At 42.3% G+C, this 20,168-nt stretch carries 24 protein-coding genes and 1 other annotated feature; of the genes, 4 read left to right on the top strand and 20 right to left on the bottom strand.

The window, feature by feature from the left end:
* Positions 1–38: 38 nt before the first annotated feature.
* The gene (locus CHH91_RS10465) at positions 39–812 is read right to left on the bottom strand and encodes an SDR family NAD(P)-dependent oxidoreductase (protein WP_286160750.1); all 774 of its coding nucleotides are present in this window, start codon (positions 810–812) and stop codon (positions 39–41) included.
* 136 nt (positions 813–948) lie between these two features.
* Between CHH91_RS10465 and CHH91_RS10460 the strand changes: the two genes are divergently transcribed.
* Positions 949–1,545, top strand: a complete 597-nt coding sequence (locus CHH91_RS10460; RefSeq protein WP_095223385.1) for a TetR/AcrR family transcriptional regulator — start codon at positions 949–951, stop codon at positions 1,543–1,545.
* 44 nt (positions 1,546–1,589) lie between these two features.
* Here CHH91_RS10460 and CHH91_RS10455 read toward each other — a convergent pair whose 3' ends face one another.
* From CHH91_RS10455 to CHH91_RS10440, 4 genes are all read right to left on the bottom strand, one after another.
* Positions 1,590–2,954: an amino acid permease gene (locus CHH91_RS10455; protein WP_095223384.1), complete on the bottom strand. Its 1,365-nt coding sequence runs from the start codon at positions 2,952–2,954 to the stop codon at positions 1,590–1,592.
* A 147-nt stretch (positions 2,955–3,101) separates the two neighbouring features.
* Positions 3,102–4,448, bottom strand: a complete 1,347-nt coding sequence (locus CHH91_RS10450; protein ID WP_095223383.1) for an amino acid permease — start codon at positions 4,446–4,448, stop codon at positions 3,102–3,104.
* 76 nt (positions 4,449–4,524) lie between these two features.
* Positions 4,525–4,749 (bottom strand) — a binding site (T-box leader).
* Positions 4,750–4,824: 75 nt separating this feature from the next.
* Entirely contained in the window at positions 4,825–5,619 is a 795-nt protein-coding gene (locus CHH91_RS10445; RefSeq protein WP_095223382.1) for a 2-keto-4-pentenoate hydratase, read from the bottom strand.
* A gap of 176 nt (positions 5,620–5,795) precedes the next feature.
* Positions 5,796–5,984: a hypothetical protein gene (locus CHH91_RS10440; protein WP_095223381.1), complete on the bottom strand. Its 189-nt coding sequence runs from the start codon at positions 5,982–5,984 to the stop codon at positions 5,796–5,798.
* A gap of 133 nt (positions 5,985–6,117) precedes the next feature.
* Between CHH91_RS10440 and CHH91_RS20565 the strand changes: the two genes are divergently transcribed.
* Positions 6,118–6,282 (top strand): hypothetical protein, encoded by a 165-nt coding sequence (locus CHH91_RS20565; protein WP_176465755.1) that lies wholly within the window; start codon positions 6,118–6,120, stop codon positions 6,280–6,282.
* Positions 6,283–6,830: 548 nt separating this feature from the next.
* On the top strand, positions 6,831–6,971 hold the full coding sequence (locus tag CHH91_RS20560; protein WP_176465754.1) for a hypothetical protein: 141 nt from the start codon (positions 6,831–6,833) through the stop codon (positions 6,969–6,971).
* Between the two features lie 14 nt (positions 6,972–6,985).
* Here CHH91_RS20560 and CHH91_RS10435 read toward each other — a convergent pair whose 3' ends face one another.
* Both CHH91_RS10435 and CHH91_RS10430 read right to left on the bottom strand, forming a co-directional pair.
* On the bottom strand, positions 6,986–7,552 hold the full coding sequence (locus CHH91_RS10435; RefSeq protein WP_095223380.1) for an NADPH-dependent FMN reductase: 567 nt from the start codon (positions 7,550–7,552) through the stop codon (positions 6,986–6,988).
* The gene (locus CHH91_RS10430) at positions 7,552–8,619 is read right to left on the bottom strand and encodes an LLM class flavin-dependent oxidoreductase (protein ID WP_095223379.1); all 1,068 of its coding nucleotides are present in this window, start codon (positions 8,617–8,619) and stop codon (positions 7,552–7,554) included. The genes CHH91_RS10435 and CHH91_RS10430 overlap by 1 nt, the downstream gene beginning before the upstream one ends.
* A 120-nt stretch (positions 8,620–8,739) precedes the next feature.
* Here CHH91_RS10430 and CHH91_RS10425 point away from each other — a divergent pair, with 120 nt between their 5' ends.
* Positions 8,740–9,108 carry a winged helix-turn-helix transcriptional regulator gene (locus CHH91_RS10425; RefSeq protein WP_095223378.1) on the top strand — a complete coding sequence of 123 codons (369 nt, stop codon included), beginning with the start codon at positions 8,740–8,742 and terminating at the stop codon, positions 9,106–9,108.
* A 39-nt stretch (positions 9,109–9,147) separates the two neighbouring features.
* On the opposite strand, the gene CHH91_RS10420 is transcribed toward CHH91_RS10425, so the two are convergent.
* The 13 genes from CHH91_RS10420 to CHH91_RS10360 all read right to left on the bottom strand — a co-directional run bounded on the left by CHH91_RS10420 (position 9,148) and on the right by CHH91_RS10360 (position 20,147).
* Positions 9,148–9,786, bottom strand: a complete 639-nt coding sequence (locus tag CHH91_RS10420; RefSeq protein ID WP_095223377.1) for an FMN-dependent NADH-azoreductase — start codon at positions 9,784–9,786, stop codon at positions 9,148–9,150.
* A gap of 177 nt (positions 9,787–9,963) precedes the next feature.
* The gene (locus tag CHH91_RS10415; protein WP_095223376.1) at positions 9,964–10,470 is read right to left on the bottom strand and encodes a DUF3231 family protein; all 507 of its coding nucleotides are present in this window, start codon (positions 10,468–10,470) and stop codon (positions 9,964–9,966) included.
* A gap of 114 nt (positions 10,471–10,584) precedes the next feature.
* Positions 10,585–11,445 (bottom strand): SDR family oxidoreductase, encoded by an 861-nt coding sequence (locus CHH91_RS10410; RefSeq protein WP_095223375.1) that lies wholly within the window; start codon positions 11,443–11,445, stop codon positions 10,585–10,587.
* Positions 11,446–11,592: 147 nt separating this feature from the next.
* On the bottom strand, positions 11,593–12,072 hold the full coding sequence (locus tag CHH91_RS10405) for a GNAT family N-acetyltransferase (RefSeq protein WP_095223374.1): 480 nt from the start codon (positions 12,070–12,072) through the stop codon (positions 11,593–11,595).
* An 85-nt stretch (positions 12,073–12,157) separates the two neighbouring features.
* On the bottom strand, positions 12,158–12,526 hold the full coding sequence (locus tag CHH91_RS10400; RefSeq protein WP_095223373.1) for a VOC family protein: 369 nt from the start codon (positions 12,524–12,526) through the stop codon (positions 12,158–12,160).
* Positions 12,527–12,556: 30 nt separating this feature from the next.
* Positions 12,557–12,994, bottom strand: coding sequence for a DinB family protein (locus CHH91_RS10395; protein ID WP_286160749.1), 438 nt, complete (start codon positions 12,992–12,994; stop codon positions 12,557–12,559).
* 357 nt (positions 12,995–13,351) lie between these two features.
* Positions 13,352–13,837, bottom strand: coding sequence for a hypothetical protein (locus tag CHH91_RS10390; RefSeq protein ID WP_095223371.1), 486 nt, complete (start codon positions 13,835–13,837; stop codon positions 13,352–13,354).
* Positions 13,818–14,648 (bottom strand): DUF3100 domain-containing protein, encoded by an 831-nt coding sequence (locus tag CHH91_RS10385; RefSeq protein WP_095223370.1) that lies wholly within the window; start codon positions 14,646–14,648, stop codon positions 13,818–13,820. The genes CHH91_RS10390 and CHH91_RS10385 overlap by 20 nt, the downstream gene beginning before the upstream one ends.
* Positions 14,632–15,927 carry a M20/M25/M40 family metallo-hydrolase gene (locus tag CHH91_RS10380; protein ID WP_095223369.1) on the bottom strand — a complete coding sequence of 432 codons (1,296 nt, stop codon included), beginning with the start codon at positions 15,925–15,927 and terminating at the stop codon, positions 14,632–14,634. Before CHH91_RS10380 ends, CHH91_RS10385 begins: the two co-directional genes overlap by 17 nt.
* 295 nt (positions 15,928–16,222) lie before the next feature.
* A complete protein-coding gene (locus CHH91_RS10375) occupies positions 16,223–16,762 on the bottom strand; it encodes a PadR family transcriptional regulator (protein WP_095223368.1) in 540 nt (179 codons plus the stop codon).
* A gap of 42 nt (positions 16,763–16,804) precedes the next feature.
* Entirely contained in the window at positions 16,805–17,986 is a 1,182-nt protein-coding gene (locus CHH91_RS10370; RefSeq protein ID WP_095223367.1) for a YhgE/Pip domain-containing protein, read from the bottom strand.
* Between the two features lie 211 nt (positions 17,987–18,197).
* Positions 18,198–19,343 carry a family 43 glycosylhydrolase gene (locus tag CHH91_RS10365; protein ID WP_141234152.1) on the bottom strand — a complete coding sequence of 382 codons (1,146 nt, stop codon included), beginning with the start codon at positions 19,341–19,343 and terminating at the stop codon, positions 18,198–18,200.
* Between the two features lie 18 nt (positions 19,344–19,361).
* Positions 19,362–20,147: an HAD-IIA family hydrolase gene (locus CHH91_RS10360; protein ID WP_286160748.1), complete on the bottom strand. Its 786-nt coding sequence runs from the start codon at positions 20,145–20,147 to the stop codon at positions 19,362–19,364.
* Between the last annotated feature and the right edge of the window lie 21 nt (positions 20,148–20,168).

Below are 20,168 nucleotides of genomic sequence, written 5' to 3'. Positions count from 1 at the left end.
ATAAAAAAGCACCCACCTGAAAAGTGGATGCTGTCTTATTATCTGCTTGTATAACCTGCATCTGCATGAATCGTAGTACCAGTTACATAAGAAGATTGATCAGATGCCAGCCATAGGCTTGCTTGAGCAATCTCTTCCGGTTGACCGAATCTGCCAAGAAGGCTTAGCATAGGTGCGAATTCCTCTTCTGTCTGTCCAGTTTCCTGCAAAGAACCTCTGAGCATCGGTGTATCAATGGCTCCAGGAGCGACTGTGTTTACACGGATGTTCATTGGACCATTTTCAAGAGCTGCAACCTTTGTCATACCTACAACGCCATGCTTCGCTGCAACGTATGCGATGTTATTAGGCTGCGGACGGAAGCCGCTGACAGAAGAAATGTTTACGATACTGCCGCCTTCACCTTGCTTGATCATTTGCTGTAATTCATATTTCATACAAAGCGCTGTACCTGTTAAATCCACCGCGATCAAACGGTTCCAATACGCTTCGTCGAATTCTGCTGCTGGTGCATTATCCGGTGTAAGAGCTGCATTATTGATAGCCACATCCAGACGTCCGAACTTTGCTACTGTCTCTTCTACCATCTGTTTTACTTGTGCTGAATCAGATACATCCACTTTCACGAAGAAAGCAGTTCCGCCAGCAGCTTCAATTTCTTCGACTGCCGCTTTACCTTTTTCTTCATTGAAATCTGCTACGACAACCTTCGCTTTCGCTTCAGCGAATAGTTTCCCAGTTGCCAGGCCCATCCCCATAGCTGCGCCGGTTACGATCGCTACTTTACCTTCTAAAACTGGAAATGTCATCATTACTTCCCCCTTGTGTTTTACGCTTACGTTTCTACTATAGAAGAGTCCTTTTGGCTCGACAATATGCGATAATGGAGAAAGAAATTTATCTTGAACAAGACAGAGCAATCTGTTCAATAAAAGTGAGGAAAAAACTGTGAGTACGATTTATCCAGACAAACGCGTAGAAAGAACCCAGCACGCATTAAAAGAAGCTTTAATGAGACTGTTGGCAAGGAAAGCGCTTCATAAAATCCATATCTCTGAAATAACCGAAGAAGCCGGTGTCAGCAGAGGGACCTTCTATACCCATTATGAAAAGAAAGAAGATCTGCTGGATGAACTCTCTGAGGATATGCTTGAAGAAATGACTCTCTCCTTCCGAAAGCCATATGAACAATTAGGAATGATAGACTTTCGGAGCCTGCCGCCAGAATCCATCGTTCTTTTCGATCATTTCCTGGAAAATAAAGCATTTTACCAGCTGATGCTTGGCAGCGCTTCAGATAATTTTTTCAAAGAAAAAATGACAGATCAGCTTCATTACCTCTTCCGGACAGACTATGCTTTTTATTTCCGTCAAATTGATGCAGAAATAGATCTTGAACTTTTCTGTACGTATCGCATCCACGGCATGATCGGATTGATTGTGGAATGGATTCAAAAAGGATTCGATAAACCTGCACCTTTCATGGCAGAACAGCTGCTGCATATCTTTAGGTTCCATACCGAGAGTGTTATGATCAGGCATTAAATAATCAAAGAACAAAAAAGCCCTCCAAAAGAGGGCTTTCCTAATTAATTGTTTTCTGCATTATTTTTTGTTTTTACCCGGACCTGATACACAACCAACAAAATAATGAACCATACAGGTGTGACAAACAAGGCTACTCGTGTATCTTCAGCTAAGGCAAGAACTACGATGACAAACGCTAGGAATGCCAGGATCAAATAGTTTGAAATTGGCGATAGCGGCATCTTGAACTTGCTTTTACTTGCCAGCTCCGGACGAGTCTTACGATATTTCAAGTGGGCTAAAACAGTAATTCCCCAGATGAAAATAAAGCAGACTGTCGAGATACTCGTAATCAAGGTGAATACACCTTCAGGCATGACATAGTTAAGGATAACCGCGATTAATATAACGATTATGGAGAAGAACAACGCGTTCTTCGGCACTTTGCGGAAATTCAGTTTCTTGAAAGGCTTTGGTGCGTGGTCTTCCTTAGCCAAGGAATAGACCATGCGGCTTGTACTGAATACCGCGCTGTTGCAAGCTGATGCTGCAGACGTCAACACGACAAAATTGACGATACCCGCAGCTGCTACGATTCCTACTGCGGTGAACACCTGTACGAACGGACTTTCCTGAGGATTGATTGCATCCCATGGATAGATACTCATAATGACGATGAGCGCGCCGATGTAAAATACAAGAATCCGTATCGGAATATTATTGATCGCCCTTGGGATGACTTTTTCCGGATCTTCCGTTTCCCCTGCTGTCAGACCGACAAGTTCAATTCCGACAAAGGCGAATACAACCATCTGGAACGATAGAATGAATCCATGGATACCGTTAGGGAAGAAACCGCCGTGATCCCAAAGGTTCGCGAAGCTGGATGGTCCAGCATCTGTAGAGAAGCCTCGGAGAATCATGAAGACACCGACAACTATCAATGCCAAAATCGCAATAATCTTGATTAAAGCAAACCAAAATTCCATTTCACCGAACAGTTTCACTGTGGCTAGGTTCATTATGAGCAGAATCACAAGTGCAACCAAACCAGGCATCCACTGCGGCACTCCCGGGAACCAGAATTGTGTGTAGATTCCTACTGCTGTTAAATCAGCCATTGCAATTGATATCCAGCAGAACCAATAGGTCCAGCCAGTAACAAAGGCAGCTCTGTCACCGAAGTAATCTCCGATAAAGTCCACGAATGATCCATATCCAAGATTACTTAATAAAATCTCACCCAGCGCTCGCATGATAAGAAAACAGAAAATACCGGTAATTAAATATGCAAATAAAATGGATGGTCCAGTCAGATGAATTGACTTGCCGGCACCAAGGAATAATCCTGTTCCAATTGCTCCTCCAATAGCGATCAATTGGACGTGCCTGTTTTTCAATCCTCTGGCTAACTTTTCTTCAGCCATATGTATGCTCCCCTCTTCCTTCATTTCGAGCATGGAATATGTGTAGTAAAGCCCTGACTCAAAATAAGTATACTAGTATATAGTATCCGAACAAAAAGAGGGGTGCAATAATCAAATTTTTCTAAAACTTAACTTTATAGGTAAGGATTACAGCCTATTTTTATGCTTCTTGAAGAAATACGCCCCAATAATTACTAGATAGATTGCCAAAGTGACTGCTGTGATGACTACTGACGTGGTCCATATTACACCAATTAAGATTAGTAACAGTGCAATGATTGCAAGCCATGTGGTCACCGGAAATGCTTTGACATAATATGTTGCTTTGTTTGTCTTGCCTTTTCGGGATTTCAAATGGGCGAATGCAATGATCAGCCAAATGAAAAGAACCGTATAGCCAAGCGATCCCATCAAATAATCGAATGTCTTACTTCCTATGAACAAGGATATTAGTACCCCGACATATAAGAAAGAAGTACAAACAAGTATAGCAACAACCGGCACCTGTCGTTTTGACAGCCAGGCAAACCGCTTTGAAATCCTGCCGTCCAGTGCTTGTGTATAAAGCACACGTGATGAACCGTAAAGGCCAGAATTCATGGACGAGATGATTGCCAGTAAGATGACAGCGTTCATGATATGATCCGCTCCTGGTATTCCGATAAGCTGGAAAACAAGGACAAATGGACTTACTGCTGAACTGTTCACTTCATTCCAGGGGATAAGACTCACAATTATGAAAAACGGAAATAGATAAAATGCAATGATACGGGTAAGCGTGCTGCGTACTGCCTTTGGCACGACCTTTTCCGGATTTTTCGTTTCAGCCAACGTTACACCAATGATTTCTGTTCCTCCATAGGAATAGATCACAACAAGCATTGCGGTGACCAGTCCTCCGGCACCATTTGGGAAAAATCCGCCATGTGCTGTCAAATTGCTTAATCCAGGAGCTGTGTGATCTCCGAATGAAACTAATAATAGGACAACACCAGCAAGAATGAAGAGAATAATAACACTTATTTTGATTAATGCCAGCCAGTATTCTGTCTCAGCGAATGCTTTTACTGAGAAAAGATTCACAGCTGTCACAATCACTGCAACAATCAGCGTCAAAAGCCATACCGGATAATCAGGAAGCCAGTATTGCAGGAAGATGGCTGCTACAACAGCCTCAGCTGCTATATTCAAAACCCACATTTTCCAATAAATCCAATCCAAGAAAAATGCCGGGAACTTTCCGATACTATTTTGGACCAAATCACGGAATGTTCTTGCTTCCTTATTTTGTACTGCCATTTCTGCAAGTCCTTGCATGACGAATAAAAGTATGATGCCTCCAATTAAATAAGCAATAATGACAGAAGGTCCAGCCATATCGACAGCTGAGCTTGAACCTTTGAACAAGCCGGCACCGATAGCTCCACCCAATGCCATCATCATAATATGCCGCGCTGTCATAGTCCGTTTTAATCCATGTTGATCTTTCTTCATGATTGTACCTCCATCTTGATGTTCTGAGCATTTCTCCAAAGAAAAAAGCCTTCCGTCTCGTCTCCATCTAGGATGGAAAAGAGACGGAAAGCTTTTTCACTTCCGCGGTACCACTCTTGTTGGTTTTTTAAAAACCCACTCTTCACCTTGTAACGAAGGTCACTCGTCAAAACCTTAGATTAAATCTGTCAGCCCTGCTGCTCCAGGGTGAGTTCGAAGGAGGACATAGACTGCGTTTCACCACCCCGCAGCTCTCTATCACTATGTCTATCCTTCTACTACTCCCATTCGTCGCTTTTGTTAAAATATTTCGATCAATTTCGAATTATTCATAATAATAAGCGCAGCAGAATAGTTTGTCAACATTTCTTACAAATTAATTCACTTGGAGTTTTACTTTGCCTAACAAACTGAATTCAGCTTCATACAGCCCCTTCCCTAGTGGAATTGGTGATAAAAATGTACCCGAGCTGATTACCATTCCCTTTTTCAGGAACATGTTCTTTTCAGCTAATTTCTCTGTCAGCCAAGCTACCGAAGTGACCGGATTCCCCATTACTTCCGAGGCAAATCCAGTACCTAACTCTTTTCCGTCATGTGTTAATGTAAGCTTGATGCGTTCTACTTCACCCAACGTCAAATCATCTCTGCCCTTATCCGAAACAACCACTTTCCCTGTCACACCATTATCGCAGATTAAGTCCATCAGTTGGAACTTCGGGAACCAGTCAGTGAAACGGGAATCGGGTATCTCTATACCAGCTGAAAGAACACTTTTTTCCAAAATCTCGGCTTCTTCCGCCCCGACACTTAGATCCTCCTTCAAAATAAAAACTACTTCAGGCTCCAGCAGCGGAGATAACATCGAATCCAGCTCTATTTCGGTATTACCAGTATGTACTGTGTCTTCGAATAACGTTCCATAAGCCGGCTCCTTCGCTCCGAATAACGCCTGTGTTGCGGGGCTAGTCATACTGATTTTATGCCCTTTACGTTGCTTGCCGTTTTTTTGCGTTCTTGCTTTGACAAAAGTCTCCTGTACTCCATAAGCCTGTTCTACTGTTAGCTGATGTTGACGGCTGATAAAGTGGATTGGCTGCTTTGTGTCCTGCACTTCAAGAAGCCGTGCTGCCAACTCCTCTTTACTGACTTGTTTCGTCTCTTCTGGCATTTCTTTCTCCCTCTCTTTGTTTGAATTATCTGATTTATAAGATTATAGTATACACCTTTCTTTATTTCCAGGTAAATTCCGTTTTACATCTAGTTTCAAGATACTCTTTCTCTCCAATTAATTCTGCACCACAATAAAAAGAGCACCTATCTTTGATAGATGCTCTTGTTTTCTTCTTATTTTTCGATTATTTTTGCATTTGTCACATTCGCAAGATTAACAACTTCTCCAGCTACACCGAACCAGCCGTTTTCACTTGCCTTAATTTCATTAACGACGTGAACATAAGAACCGGACTGATAATCTGTGAATGTGTACTTTTCTCCACCAATAAACGTAAATTCTACATCAAACTTCTCTTGCACGAATTGTGCCTCCTTCGAATTTTATCTCATAAGTCCTTTTCCCTTCACTGACATAGTTAAACGCTTATTTGCTTATTATCAAACTATTTAGTAATCTTAAGATATAGCATTTTAGCTAAAAAGGGAGATTATAATGGAAAAGTACATATTTCTGCATCTTGTTGGAATCTTCATCCTAATTGGCGGTATTTTCTTATCTCTAACAAATACATTTATCGGCGTGAGTATAGCTGTGTTTGGGGCTCTTATGCTTGGAGTTGGAGCATACTTGGTGCCGAGTAAAAAAGCGAAGTCTTAGCTTCCAGGCATTATAAGTTCCATGCTATGAGCTCCAAAAATATATCCCAGCTATATTCGCAAAGTTACTACGGCAAATGTCAGACTGTAATAAATTATAGTCCAGCGTTGAAGCTGCAATTTTTTTTAGACAAAGAAACCATCGAAAAACCTGTTTGCCCCGCCCACCAGTTTCCCTCTACAATCTTTCTAAGGATTCTTGCAACATCATCATCCTTTATAATTCGACACTTTCCCTCAAAGAACTACAAATTAAGCCTCTATAAACACATTGTCAAACCACTTACAATATTAGTAAGACAAGTATATAGCGGAAGGATGATGCAATGTGTTGCTTAAGATGAAATGTGTCTTCTTACATGCTTTTAAGAAAGGTGATCCAGGCGGTGCGTCCATTCTTTTCTCGCGTTATTTTCTTGTAACTTCCATTTAATTCACAAGATATCCCTCTATTACTTAGCATACAAATATGGATGCAACTTCCATTTCTAATCTTGGTATAACAGAAAATGAAAATCTTGTAATTGATCCGACAGGCGGTGAGTTATAATGGATGGAACCGGCATCTATTATACTTTGGTTCTGAAGTCCAAATCCATGATAGAAGACGGTGGTTCTGGAACAACTGGCATCTATCGTGTATATGAAGATGGTACGATTATTGAAGAATACACAGAAGGCTCCCAATAAAGAAGCCTTTTTACTTAGAAATCGTATTCTGCTTCTCTTTTCATTCGTATGGAAGCTTGTGCTTCCGCCAAGTCGAATGCATCTTCAATAAGTCTCTGCAATCGAAAATGCACATCATCATTTATAATTTTTCCATTCAGGAAATCCTTTTCTTCTGCAAATACAAAAGTCGACACAAGATGAGCTTTCATATACGAAAGAATTGGTTTGAGCTGCTGCTCTGCCACTAGAAAATGTTTTGCTGAGCCAGCAGTGACCACGATACCTGCGACCTTATCGCGTAATGCTTGTGTTGGCAGCAGGTCGAATACATTTTTCAGTGTTCCTGGAATGGATGCTTGGAAGATTGGTGTACCAATAAACAGAATGTCTGCTTGCATGATCTGCTCGGTTACATATGCCGTGTCACCAGTGTAATCCAAGTAGTTTCTTCCATCGCTGAATTGCAGCTGATAGTCAGCTAAGTCCAATAGCTCGTGTTCTGCATTCGGATAAGCAGTAATCATCTCTTCCCAAAGAAGCGACATTGCTGTCTTTGTCTTTGATCCGACAATCGAGCCGGATATTCCTACCACTTTCATTATTCAGCGCCTCCCTGCTTCGTATATTTCTTGATTGCCGGAAATATTTCAGTACCGATATACTCGATGTTTTGCTCCATTTTCTCGAAAGGTACACCGCCGAAATCAAGCTGAGCTAGATAACGCTGATGACCGAATTGCTCATGCTGATAGAGGATTTTCTCAATGATTTGCTGCGGACTGCCAACATTGATGATGCTTCGATGATCGGCACCTTGTGCGAATAATTGTTTTGGGAACCCTTGTCCATTCGTCTTTTTCATACCTTCATTAATGTGCGGATAATAATCACGTAACGCTTCCTGCGTTGTCTCTGCTGCATAAAAGAATCCTGTCGTTGCTACTGGCAGCTGAGTAGGATCGAATCCTCGCGCTGCCAGCGCTTCCCTATACGTATCAATTGTTCGTTTGAATACACTTGCCGGACCACCAAGCATCGCTACTGTCATAGGTACACCAGCATAGCCTGCTTTCACGGCACTCGCTGGAGTACCGCCCACAGCACGCCAAATTGGTAAAGAACCAGTTACTGGACGCGGCAAAACTTCAGCGTTTCGCAAAGGTCTGCGGAATTCACCGCTCCAATTGACGATTTCTTCCTCATTTAACTGAAGCAGCAAATCAAACTTCTCTTCGAATAGTTCCTCATAGTTATGCAGATCATATCCGAGCAATTCAAACAACCCAATACGTGATGCACGACCGGCAATGATTTCCGCGCGACCATTGGATATCAAGTCAAGCGTCGCAAAATTCTCATACACTCGTACAGGATCTGATGTACTAATGATTGTCGAGGAACTTCCGATTTTGATTCTTTCCGTAGCTTGCGCAATTGCTGCCAGTATGACAGCATGAGCCTGTGATGCAAAGTAAGGCTGATGGCTTTCGCCAACACTGAAGAAATCGATACCAGCCTGATCGGCAAGCTGTGCTAACCGTACCATCTGCTGAATCCTTTCTTTGGCAGAGATACGCTCTCCTGTTCGCGGATCTGCTAAATGGTCGCCTAATGTGTATATTCCGAATTCCATTCCCTTACTTGGATCAATGCGATATTTTTCCATACTCCTGTCTCCTTAAAGCTTTATCTTACAACCATTATCCTCCAAAGCACTCCTATTGGAAAGTACGCACTTCAAAGTGGTATAGTATAGAAAAGGATACTGTGAAATGGGGGATATAAAATGAAAGATGTACCTGTAGAAATCCAACCGGAAATGTGTAAAGTGACCGACGCGCTTGGTATTCTTGTAGGAAAGTGGAAACCGGTCATCCTGCTGCATCTGCTTAACAGCGGAACACAGCGCTTCAATGAGCTGAAGCGAAGTTTACCCGGTATCACGCAGAAGATGCTGACAAACCAGCTGCGCGAATTGGAAGAAGAGGATATCATCGAACGTAAAGTATATGCACAAGTGCCTCCGAAAGTAGAATACTCTATTACAGAGTATGGCAGAAGCCTAGAACCAATCCTGCATGCGATGCATGTATGGGGAGCTAAGCACACAATCCATAAGCAATCGAAGAAGCAAAATGAAGCGGAAGCTAAATAAATAAAAAAAGATGAACTGTCGCCAGTTCATCTTTTTTCATTATGCTTGGTTTTTCAAACGTGCTGCTGCTTCTTTCACTTGTGCAAGACCAGCTTCTACGATAGAAGCAGCTTCGCCAGGAGAAGCATTATGACCTTCGATGATTACTTCTTCGATGATTTCCATTCCGAAGATACCGCCGAAAACATTACGCATATAGTTAACAGCCATTTCCATTGGTGCAGCTTCTGGTGCAGAGTATACGCCGCCGCGTGCATTTAGGAAGATTGCTTTTTTGTCAGTCATCAATTGGATCATGTTGCCTTCTGCATCATATTTGAATGCAAATCCTGCAGCATAAACATAGTCGATGAATGTTTGCAATTTAGCAGGAATAGTCAAGTTCCATAGTGGGAACGCGAATACAACTACATCAGCTGCTGTAAGAAGATCCATCGCTTTCTGTTTTGCAGCCAATAGACGCTGTTCTGTATCATTTAGTTCAGCACCAGTTTGTACTTTACCGAAAGCATCGAACAACTCTTGGCCGAAATAAGGTGTATCCTCTGCGAATACATCATAAGTAGTGATAGAAAGGTTTTCTGCACCTTCCATTTCCTGCATGAAAGTTTCATACATCTTGCTAGAAATCGCCTCAGAAGCTGGGCGGTTATTTGCTTTGACAACTAATACGTTCATTTTGTAAAACCTCCATTATTCCTCATTCAGGATCGTATTCCCCTAAATCCCCTGTTAACTATTATTAAGTTTTTTAGACGCTGCAACAAGTACGCACTTAAAAGTGGCATAGTATCTTTTAGGATACTATTGGGAAGGTACAACAAAAAAGCAGCCTATCCAGGCTGCTTCCTTAGCTTAATCTTCTTGATTCTGATGTAATGGAGGTGGAATAAGCCAGCCCTTTTCCTTCATAAGCTTGAGGAATTTGGCACCTAACATCGCTTTGTTTGTATGGAACTGTCCGAACATCATGCCAACGTCTTCTCTGATAGACTGACCCATCATCGTACTGCAGCTGACAAGGCCGGCAGCCACTGCAGCAGAAGCCGTAGCTGCTACGTCTGGATCAATAAAGCGTGCTCCAACCGGAATGGATTCCAGATCCACTTTTGGTGGTTCCGGAGCAGCAGGAGGCAACGCAATACCATTTGCTTTCAGTATCTCTGATACTTGCTTAACCTCTGCTTGAGCCCCATCAATTGCTTCGCCGATCAATTTCTTTAAGTCATCATCACCAACATGATTCAATAGCATCTGATGATTTGCAATCATCTTATTACCAGTTAAAACAAATGTCCACAATCCGTATACTTCGCCATAATGCAACGGCTCATCCTGCGGGTTTCCGCTCAAAATTCCCATTGTCATCCTCCTAAACAAGTTCATACTTGTGCCGCCTTTCCCTTGCACAGGTATTAGGATGAGCCAAATCAGGAAAAATTATGTACAAAAAAGCCGGCCCATAGGCCAGCTTTTTTACGCTTGTTCCTTTATCTGTTCAATTCCTCTGCGAAGTGGCGTTACTTGTCTTCCAAGCAGTTTTTCAAAATCATCGCTTGCTACTTCCAGAGCACCCTCTCGGATTCCTTTCTGAATATCAACTAGCATTGGCAAAAGGAACTCCGGAACACCTGCTTCCTTCATGATTTCAGCATAAGCTTGATCATCGACTTGCTGCACTTGCACTTCCTTGCCCAGGACTTTGCCTACTTCTTTTGCAATTTCTGCTTGAGAAAGAAGCGGTCCAGACAGTTCGTAGATTTTGTTTTCATGCCCTTCTCCTGCTAATACAGCTGCCGCTGCTTCTGCATAATCCTGCTGCAATGCCCAGCCAACTTTTCCATCTCCTGCAGATGTGACCCAAGGCGCTCCTGCAAGAACTCCTTGAATACTGGAAGCCTCATTTTCAAAGTACCAGTTGTTGCGAAGGAACGTATACGGAATCCCTGTATCCATGATCGCTTGCTCTGTAGCTTTATGCGTCGGAGCCAGGAACAGCTCACTTTCCTGTGCATTGACAAGACTTGTGTAAGCAATGAATTTCACTTTTGCTTTAACTGCAGCTTCTACTGCCTGTGCGTGTTGTCGAATGCGTGTGTCATTGTCTCCATCTGCAGAGATAAGCAATAGACGGTCAACCCCAGCAAATGCTTTATCCAAAGATGCAGGCTGATCAAAATCACCTTGTCGCACCTCTACTCCTTGTGCACGCAAATCTTCGGCCTTTTCTGGATTACGAACACTTACCGCTATATCTCCAGCAGGAACTGTTTCCAGTAATTTCTTCACAATTTTACTTCCTAGATTACCAGTAGCACCTGTTACTAAGAGTTTCATATGTATAGCCTCCATCTTCATGTAATTAATTCTATTACCTGTAATCAATATAGTTACCAGTAAACGTACTTGTCAACAAAAGAGCCTTCTCATTATTGTCCAGCATAACTTTTAACCGATTCATTATTCTTTTTAAAAAAGTTTTTATCATACACGAACCTCTAATGGATAACTCATCACTATAAGCATCCCTTTCGAACCGATAACTCGGCGTCCCGTATCCTTGTATCCATACTTCACGTAAAGCTTACGAGCAAACTCATTCGCTACATTCACCGCAAGCACAATTTCATTTATGTGCGGAAATTGATATTGCACAAATTCCGGAAGCTGCTGCAGCGCAGCTTTTCCGTACCCTTTTCCGAGTTCATGGTAATCCGTGGATAAAGTACGCAGCAGTATTGCTCTGGGATTATCGGAATATGGCTGTACGCCTTCCTGTTCATGTAAAGCGAAATAAACGACAAGACGATCATTCTCTCCCCCTAAGATAGCGTGACGATTCGGTTCGGCCTTGCATAAGGGGATACTCTTGGACGGATGTGCAGTAAAACGGAGCTGTTCTTCTGATAGTACATAGGCATCAACCAAGCTTGCATATGTTTCTTGAAAGTGAATTAGTTCCATAACGTCTTCCCTTTCAGTAAATTGTTGAACTAAATTAAAATGGAATTTCCTAATTAACAGAATGCGTGGTTAGAACTTTTATAGACTACGATGTCACGCGCACATAATATCCATCAGGATCAACAATACGAAAATCAAGTTTTCCCCATGGCCGAGCGGCAAGTTCAGATTCAATATGTCGAGGATATAAACGATGGATTTTGTTAAATACCATTTCCACGTCATTTACAGGGAGAATTAGTTCAACGCCTTTTCCTTTCCTCGATTCAGCCATAGCAGCAAAATAGTGATCATCATTCAGTACGGATTCATCAGTGAGCAAAAGTGACCCGCCATCCTCACCCTTAAAGACTGCTCTTTTCTCATCATAATCGGCACAGCCTTTGCCGAATAGACACCGATAGAAAATCATGGATGCAGGTAGCTCACGTACGAATAGTTCTGTATGAAACATGTTTAACACCACCCCATATTTTTATGACTATCAGAACAGAGGTCCATTAAAACCATTCAACCTTGCTATAACGCCAATCTGACCAGCATGATATGCTTCATGAGAATAGACATGATGGAACAGCCAGCGCATTGTCGGTTCAGATGGAGGTTTCCATCCATCTGAGAAGTCAGGAACATCTACCAGCCTGTCCCAGTCTTTTACTTGTAAAGATTTCAGAACTTGATCAGTCTCTTTCCTGATTTGGAGATACTGTTCTAACGGATTCCGATCACTTCCCGATAATCTGCTTTCTTCCCCCAGCCCGATCTGAAATACCCAGTAATCCTCCGTTTGAGCCATATGTTCGATTACCCAGGAAATAGTATTATGGTAGGCATCAGCATCCCATTGCTGCGGAGAGAGTTCCTGCAAATAAGGAATAAGAACCTTTCTGACATCATTTCGATATGTATATATGAAAAGCAACTCCTTCCACAAAAGATATATATAGAATATTCTATCAACACAAACAATATTTGGAAAGGATCAGACCTCCAGGTGGAAGCACTTTCTGTCTGACCTTGAATGTTCTGCTAAAGTTCGACCTAACAAAATAGGGGTGCTTGTCAGCACCCCTTTTAAGATTTAATCGTGCCGATACACGTACCAGATTTCGATATCAATCCCAAAAAATAACATTCTTTTGAGCGGCTGTCTGAAACGTTCTGGAGCCGAAGGAAATCATCAGACTTTTAATAAATTTGGAACCTGACGAAAGGAAAGCCACAACAACCTTGGCAGATAGTATCAGTAAAAATAAAAAACTGGAGGATAACCTCCAGCTTACTTTCCAGCTAAATATAGCCCTAACTCTGACAGTAGCGCACTGCCGACATAAGTTCCGGTAAAGACAAACACTGCGACAATACCGACTTTCCAGGACGTCTTGCGCAAATCAACTAATCGATCCACAACTGAAATTCCTGCAAACGTTAAAATAGGTGTTGTAATGGCAAGAAAGTCCACATAACCAATTGCCTCTACAAAGAAATCAAAGCACATGCACAAGATAAGGGACGTGACAGCGACCCAGCCAAGCATTGGAAACTCTTGCAGTATCTTTACTGGCGTTTTCTTCATTAAATCAGACAGCAGCACACCGATCATCGAAAATAGCCATAATGTCAGTAGACCCATAATTGTCATCCATTCAACGGGCGTGGATTCAGGGTTCTTGAGCAGCTTGATTTGCTGGGTGAAGAGGATCAGAGCTGTACTAAGCAGAATGATAAGGCCATATTTAACGTATTTATTCAGCTGCACGGACATCTGTTGGCACCTCCTGCTGTTTTTTCGTTCTCGTCAGTTTGTTGTAAAGGAAACGCTGCAATGGGACGGCCAGGAACACCATTGTGAAAGTTCCGAGGAAACTGGTGAGCAGCTGACTTGCTGCGGCGTAACCAAGGATGGTGCTTTCCATTTCAGGAACCCGTTCGATCAACGTTGCAGATGAGGCAGTCATCATGCTCGCGGAACCAACTCCGGATGCCATCGCCAATGCTTCTACACGAAAACCAATATCAAGCATAATCGGTGCAATCAAACTAAAGAAAATGGTACCGAAAAGTGTTCCGATAATATAAAGTGACAAAACTCCTTGCCCTTCCTTCGATTCCAGTGTGTACTTTTCCGATATGTATGCAAGCTCCCCTTCCCGGCCAAGACCTAGTGTCGCTCCAATAGCTTCTCTCCGCAAACCGATAAGCAATGCCACCGGCAAACCTAATAATACAGTCCCAAGATTTCCAAGTTCCTGAGCAATGAATACCCATCCGACATTGAGGATTTCCCTCAGCTGCGGCGCAACATCCGCTCCGTACCTTGCCATTAGCGGCAGCATGATAAAGATTAAATATTTGCTGGAAAACTGCACATTCACTTTGCTGTATATTTTTTTCAAAAAACCTTTCCGAATGAATGGTAAGCCAAGAATCATCGTAATCAGAATCGCAAAAGCAAGCGGCAGCAGTGAAACAGAGAATGCTCCGAACGAAAGGGATTGTGTCCCGATCATTTCTGCTGCGGTAATAACAATAAGTGCGAAGACAAGTAAAATGACATAATTACGCTTCAATACCATGCTCCTCCTTTTTTTCTAAAATAGATGAAATCAACTGTACATATTCCGCGTAAGACCTTTTGTACAGCTTTGTTCTATCTATCTTGCCATTCAACTTTTCAAGCACCTGGAACAAAAACCTCGGGAAGATATCATAGATATATTCCGGGTCGATATCGATGAAATCATCACCATGAATCGTACCTGTAAAACCACTGTAGCCAATTTGTATACACGGCATCATATAGGACAAATCCCCAATATCGCCCGCTGCACTAATGCTGTTGTCTTCCCAAATATCCTCAATCTGTTCCTCTTCTTCAAAAGCTTCCTTTACAAAAGATGATAAATAACGATTTTGCTGAAACGGTAAATACCCCAATTGGGTATCAATTTCAACTTCACCCTGGAGCGCCATTGCACTGCCTTGTGCCGCAGCATCCAATCGCTTTGCGACTGTCAGCATATATGATGTCGATAACGTGCGTAAATCAGTTCCTACTTTAATATGATTTGGTATGACATTTGTCGACATATCAGATTCCATCACAATTGGATTCAGTCGGACTTTTTCTTTTTCATCCAGCTGCTGCCGGCTGAGACTTATCGCCGTATGAAACAACGTAGACATGTTGTAGGCATTGACAGAAGAAAATGGATCGAAGCCAGCATGTGTAGACTTTCCTTTAAAGGTGTAACGCTTATATAGGAAACCTGCCAAATCACAATCAATTTCGATGGTCCGTTTCGAAAATTCACCGCCCATCGCATGCACACAAATACTCACATCGATATCATCGAACACACCAAGCTTCATTGCTTCCGGTTTTCCGCCGTAATGTGAAATGATTCCTTTTTGCATCAGCTCATCACGAAAAGCAAGATCCAGATATTCCTCTGCAGGAACAAAAATAAAACTGATTGTATAATCGAATTGTTCATATGCCTTTGAATCGACTAGCTGGCGATAAAGGGAAAGGGCAATGGCAACCTGTGTGTAATGCCCGCAGTTATGAGCAGCACCAGTTTCTGGATCAGCCCGGAAATGTGACGGTGCATACACGGCGTCTAATTCAGCCAAAAAAGCAATATGTATAGGCTTTCCTTCACCAAGTGTTGTTCGCAAACCAGTTGTGCTGAATTCTTGAATGGAACACTCCGGATTACTTTTAATCAGATAGTCCATGACCGCTTGTTTTGTGTGTTCCTCTTTGTAACCTAATTCAGGACTCTCGTAAATGGATTCTCCAAGTTTCTTAATTTCCTCGTAATATGTATTTAACAGAAATGCCGCCCCCATTCGCTAAATATTTTAACAATTAAGATTAATTTAACTATTCATACAGAATAAAGTCAATAGTAAAAAGTGTTTTATCGAGTAAAAACCGAACTTTTTTCATGATTCATTCATTAAGATTCGTTTAATTTTTATTTTTCGCTTTATTACACTATAGAACAAGCGGAAATCAGTACTGACAAGGAGTATTATTCGGTTTTACCTTTCACTTTCTTCCAATCAATTACTGTCTCTATCTTTCTCCACAAAAAAATACACCGCAAAAGCTATGGCTTCTGCGGTGTATCTCAAACAATGTTTAAAAATCCCCTTGTTTAACTCGCTTGATCAACTCTTCCAACCAGTGAATGGTATGTTCCGTTCTTGTTGTTACATAGCCACTCATAAAATCAATGAATTTTTCTTTTTCTTCATCTTTTTGGACAAGCTTATCGAATGTTTTGATTTGCTCCCAGCGATCATTGATTCTTTCTAGCTTATCTTCGAGAATACTGACTACTTTGTCACGATCGACATATTTGATATTAGCCAAGCAAACGACCATGTCACTTATCTTATCTGCATTTTTCATGACTTTATAGATCTTTTTCGGCAGCTCTTCGCGACCCTTTTCTGTAATCTGAAATACTTGCTTATCGGGGCGATGTTCTTCTTTTATGATTTCCACTGCTTCAATTAATCCTTGCTTAGCTAAGGCATCGAAATGATAGTAAAGCTTGCTTTCAGTCAGCCCGCCAAGTTGATCTAATGGGATAGGCTCGGATAGCTGTTTTTTTAGTTTATAAGGATAGTTATTATCCTCCATCAGTTTGCTGAGTATGAAAATTTGAATGGACATTCTCTTTGCTCCCTCAAGCAGAATGATCTTATTATATCAAATTTAAACTGTCACTTTAATAGCTTCTGTTTCTTCGCTGCTATTTCCGCCTTCTGCCGCCTTCGGTTTATGAACGAAAGCAATGATGATAATGTTAATCAGCATTGCAGCCGCACCTACCGCAACCATCGACCAGATAAATGGACTTGGGCTTGTGCTTCCGAACAGATTAGCAAAGTATGCTTGCACAGAGTAATACATTGGTGAGATATGACTCATCCATTCATATGGCGCATACATCATATCGCGAGACATTGTAGCACCGTTTGCTAGTGTTTGCATCAACAGGATTGGCAAGTTTAGGATCATACCAGCTTGACCAAGCAAGAAGATGAAGATGGCAGCAAAGTTGAAGCACACCATATAGTTCAAAATTTGCTGCCCTAGCATACCAAAGAACAAATCACCGCTAGGATCATTCACTAGATAGACAATTCCTGTAGCTACGAATGCAGCAGCAACTGCAATGATTAAAGCAGTCAATTGTACATATAGGAATAGACGGGTTTTACTTGCTTTTCCTTGGCTGGCTTTAAATGCACCAACTAATTGCATTGCTCCGATCATTGCACCAACATATCCAGCCATTGTTAAGAACATAGGCAGCATGTTGTTATTCATACCGTCCGGCATTTCATTGATCGTTACAATATTACCTTGATATGCAGTTTCAATTTTATCGCTTAGTGCTGCAGCTTGATCCTCAGGTACGTTGAAGTTCATCAATACACCTTCAGCTGTCTGCTGCGAGAACTGTGCACTCAATTGGTTATTAATCTGCCCAACTACTGAGCGCATCGTAGAGGAAACAGTCGTTGCACCAGCTTCATTCATTGTGAAGTCGATACTAGAGGAAGCTTCTCCACTTTGTACATTCTCCGAGAAATTATCCGGGATATGGACAACTAATGCCAAATCATTTTTCTCCAAATCATCTAGTGCTTGCTCATTCGTCATATCGGTTTCGATATCCTTAAAAGGCAGCTTTTCTGTCAGCTGATCTGCGATTGTAGCACCAACTTCTCCAGCATCGTCATTTACGATGGCAACCTTTAACTGATCGACGTTCCCTGGTATTGCGGAATACCCAGGCAGGAATATTCCCAGCATGAAGACAGCATATAGAATACCCATGAAAATGGCGCCGATAGCTCCTTTAGATTTTATGAAGTGTGTATATTTCATAATTGCATCCTTCCTTAAGTAAGAGATTATTTTAGTTTATTTAAAGTACTCAAATCAGAGTACTTTTGTTAGAGCAACTAATATCTTATTTCACTTTCTTAATGAAGTCAACAATGTTTTTCTCCCTTTCACGATGCAATCAAGATTAATCGTATTCTCTTCACACATTTGACATAAAAAAATCCTTATACAACTGTATAAGGATTCACGTTTACTCAATTATTATTGTTGCTTTTATGTTGCTCGAATTCTGAAGCCTATATCCTGGTTCACCGAAGTATGGCATCCCATCCTTCCAGAAGAAACGCTGGATCCTTGCATGACGGTTTGGGTCGTATAGTGGGTTTCCTTCAATCTTCTTATAGGATCTAGCATGGTAGACAAGCAGATCAAAACCCTCTTCCGTCACAGTAAAGCTGTTATGACCAGGTCCATAAAGACCGGTAGTCTCCGAGCTTGTCAGCACAGGATCTGGCAGCTTTGTCCATGAGGCAGGATCAAGCAGATCAGCGTCTTCATCTGCATATAACAGCCCCATCGCATAGCGGTCATCCGTTGCACTAGCAGAAAATGTCAGGAATACTTTTCCGTGTCGATGCAGAAATGCAGGGCCTTCGTTAACGTTGAAACCATCTGTCTCCCATGGGTGTTCAGGTTCTGCCAGTAGCACTTGCTCACCCTTGATCGTCCATGGATTTTTCATTTCGGCAATATAAAGATTAGAGATTGTATCATTCTCTGTTTTTTGAGCACACACAAGATACCTTCTGCCTCGATGTTCGAACGTCGTGGCGTCCAATGAGAAGCTTTGAAAATCTGTATTGATTGCTCCCTTTTCCGTCCATTCATGGGAAAAAGGATCACCTGTACATTCCAGCACATATGGACGTATTGCCCACACATCCTCTTTTTCTCCAGCTGCAAAATGTATGTACCATTTGCCATCTATTCGATGCAGCTCCGGAGCCCAGATATGCTCTGACAATATGCCGGATTCACGCGCCTTCCAAACCGTATATTCCTCTGCCTCACGAAGACCTTCCAATGTCTTGGCGCGGCGCAGGACAATTCTGTCGTACTTCGGATAGGAGCCGGTGAAATAGTAGAATCCGTCCTCTGCTTTCAGAATATATGGATCAGCGCGCTGCTCGATGAACGGTTCCGGGAAAGCCTCCGTTTCAATCTTTCCTTCTATTTCGTATGTCCCAGCTTCACTAAGATCTGGCAGATTCGGCCAGCTTACACGGTATGCAGCTTGTACGCCCTCTTCAATACATACGTCGACTGTCTTCGGAAGCTCCACAAGCTCTCCTTGCTTCGCGCGAACCTCTATATGTTGGACATCAATTGTTTTCATCCTATCTCCTCCATATTCTTATGTGAATGGAAGCTCCTTGATGGACGGCAGGATCAGATCGGGCTTGATACTAGAAATATCCGCCTGTTCTTTTGTTGTATTTCCGGTGAGCACTAATGCTGTTTTTAAGCCGAACATAGCTCCCATTGCGATATCGGAAGTCAGACTGTCTCCGACGATCATCGTCTTTTCTGGTTGACTTCCAGCTTGCTGCATTACCTTTTGGTACATAAAATGCGATGGCTTGCCGACGATAATATCGGTTTTCTTGCCTGTTGACGCTTCAATCGCTCCGATCAGTCCACCCACATCCAGCTGCAAGCCATTCTTTCCCGGGAAAACAGGATCCTGATTGGTGGCGAGAATCCTGGCGCCGTGAATGACAGCTCGGAATGCCTGGTTCAGATCATGATATGTAACACCAGTATGCAAGGAAATCACGAGCCAATCGGCATCCTCTGGTTCTGCTGCAAGCGTCAGCCCAGCTTCAGCAAGTTCTTCCCGCAGCCCTTCTTCGCCCAGCACCCACACAGGCAGCTTCGGATAATGGGTCTGCAGATAATCCGCTGCAAGATAGGAGGAAAGAATAATATCTTCCTTTTCCCACTGAATACCTTGCTCCCTGAAATATGCTGCAATCTGATTTCGGGAATGCGTGCCTCGATTGCTCAGCCCAATCACCCGTTTACCAGCTTCTTGCAGGGTCCTGATCGTTTCAGCAGCTCCATCTATCAATGTAAAATCCTTCCATATTGTTCCGTCCAAATCGAATAGAATGCTATCCATTGCTTGGTAGTAAGTCACATCCATCGCCTCCTTGCTTTG

Origin of the sequence: Virgibacillus sp. 7505 (genome assembly GCF_002272135.1) — a bacterium.
Lineage (GTDB): Bacteria > Bacillota > Bacilli > Bacillales > Amphibacillaceae > Terribacillus.
The sequence above is the reverse complement of the archived record's forward strand: the minus strand, read 5'-3'. Positions and strand labels throughout refer to the sequence as shown.

What these genes read in the sequence shown, in the direction of transcription:
- CHH91_RS10465 (WP_286160750.1), bottom strand. Translation starts at nt 812, where the DNA reads ATGATGACATTTCCAGTTTTAGAAGGTAAAGTAGCGATCGTAACCGGC.
- CHH91_RS10455 (WP_095223384.1), bottom strand. Translation starts at nt 2,954, where the DNA reads ATGGCTGAAGAAAAGTTAGCCAGAGGATTGAAAAACAGGCACGTCCAA.
- CHH91_RS10450 (WP_095223383.1), bottom strand. Translation starts at nt 4,448, where the DNA reads ATGAAGAAAGATCAACATGGATTAAAACGGACTATGACAGCGCGGCAT.
- CHH91_RS10445 (WP_095223382.1), bottom strand. Translation starts at nt 5,619, where the DNA reads ATGCCAGAAGAGACGAAACAAGTCAGTAAAGAGGAGTTGGCAGCACGG.
- CHH91_RS20565 (WP_176465755.1), top strand. Translation starts at nt 6,118, where the DNA reads ATGGAAAAGTACATATTTCTGCATCTTGTTGGAATCTTCATCCTAATT.
- CHH91_RS20560 (WP_176465754.1), top strand. Translation starts at nt 6,831, where the DNA reads ATGGATGGAACCGGCATCTATTATACTTTGGTTCTGAAGTCCAAATCC.
- CHH91_RS10435 (WP_095223380.1), bottom strand. Translation starts at nt 7,552, where the DNA reads ATGAAAGTGGTAGGAATATCCGGCTCGATTGTCGGATCAAAGACAAAG.
- CHH91_RS10430 (WP_095223379.1), bottom strand. Translation starts at nt 8,619, where the DNA reads ATGGAAAAATATCGCATTGATCCAAGTAAGGGAATGGAATTCGGAATA.
- CHH91_RS10425 (WP_095223378.1), top strand. Translation starts at nt 8,740, where the DNA reads ATGAAAGATGTACCTGTAGAAATCCAACCGGAAATGTGTAAAGTGACC.
- CHH91_RS10420 (WP_095223377.1), bottom strand. Translation starts at nt 9,786, where the DNA reads ATGAACGTATTAGTTGTCAAAGCAAATAACCGCCCAGCTTCTGAGGCG.
- CHH91_RS10415 (WP_095223376.1), bottom strand. Translation starts at nt 10,470, where the DNA reads ATGGGAATTTTGAGCGGAAACCCGCAGGATGAGCCGTTGCATTATGGC.
- CHH91_RS10410 (WP_095223375.1), bottom strand. Translation starts at nt 11,445, where the DNA reads ATGAAACTCTTAGTAACAGGTGCTACTGGTAATCTAGGAAGTAAAATT.
- CHH91_RS10405 (WP_095223374.1), bottom strand. Translation starts at nt 12,072, where the DNA reads ATGGAACTAATTCACTTTCAAGAAACATATGCAAGCTTGGTTGATGCC.
- CHH91_RS10400 (WP_095223373.1), bottom strand. Translation starts at nt 12,526, where the DNA reads ATGTTTCATACAGAACTATTCGTACGTGAGCTACCTGCATCCATGATT.
- CHH91_RS10390 (WP_095223371.1), bottom strand. Translation starts at nt 13,837, where the DNA reads ATGTCCGTGCAGCTGAATAAATACGTTAAATATGGCCTTATCATTCTG.
- CHH91_RS10385 (WP_095223370.1), bottom strand. Translation starts at nt 14,648, where the DNA reads ATGGTATTGAAGCGTAATTATGTCATTTTACTTGTCTTCGCACTTATT.
- CHH91_RS10380 (WP_095223369.1), bottom strand. Translation starts at nt 15,927, where the DNA reads ATGGGGGCGGCATTTCTGTTAAATACATATTACGAGGAAATTAAGAAA.
- CHH91_RS10375 (WP_095223368.1), bottom strand. Translation starts at nt 16,762, where the DNA reads ATGTCCATTCAAATTTTCATACTCAGCAAACTGATGGAGGATAATAAC.
- CHH91_RS10370 (WP_095223367.1), bottom strand. Translation starts at nt 17,986, where the DNA reads ATGAAATATACACACTTCATAAAATCTAAAGGAGCTATCGGCGCCATT.
- CHH91_RS10365 (WP_141234152.1), bottom strand. Translation starts at nt 19,343, where the DNA reads ATGAAAACAATTGATGTCCAACATATAGAGGTTCGCGCGAAGCAAGGA.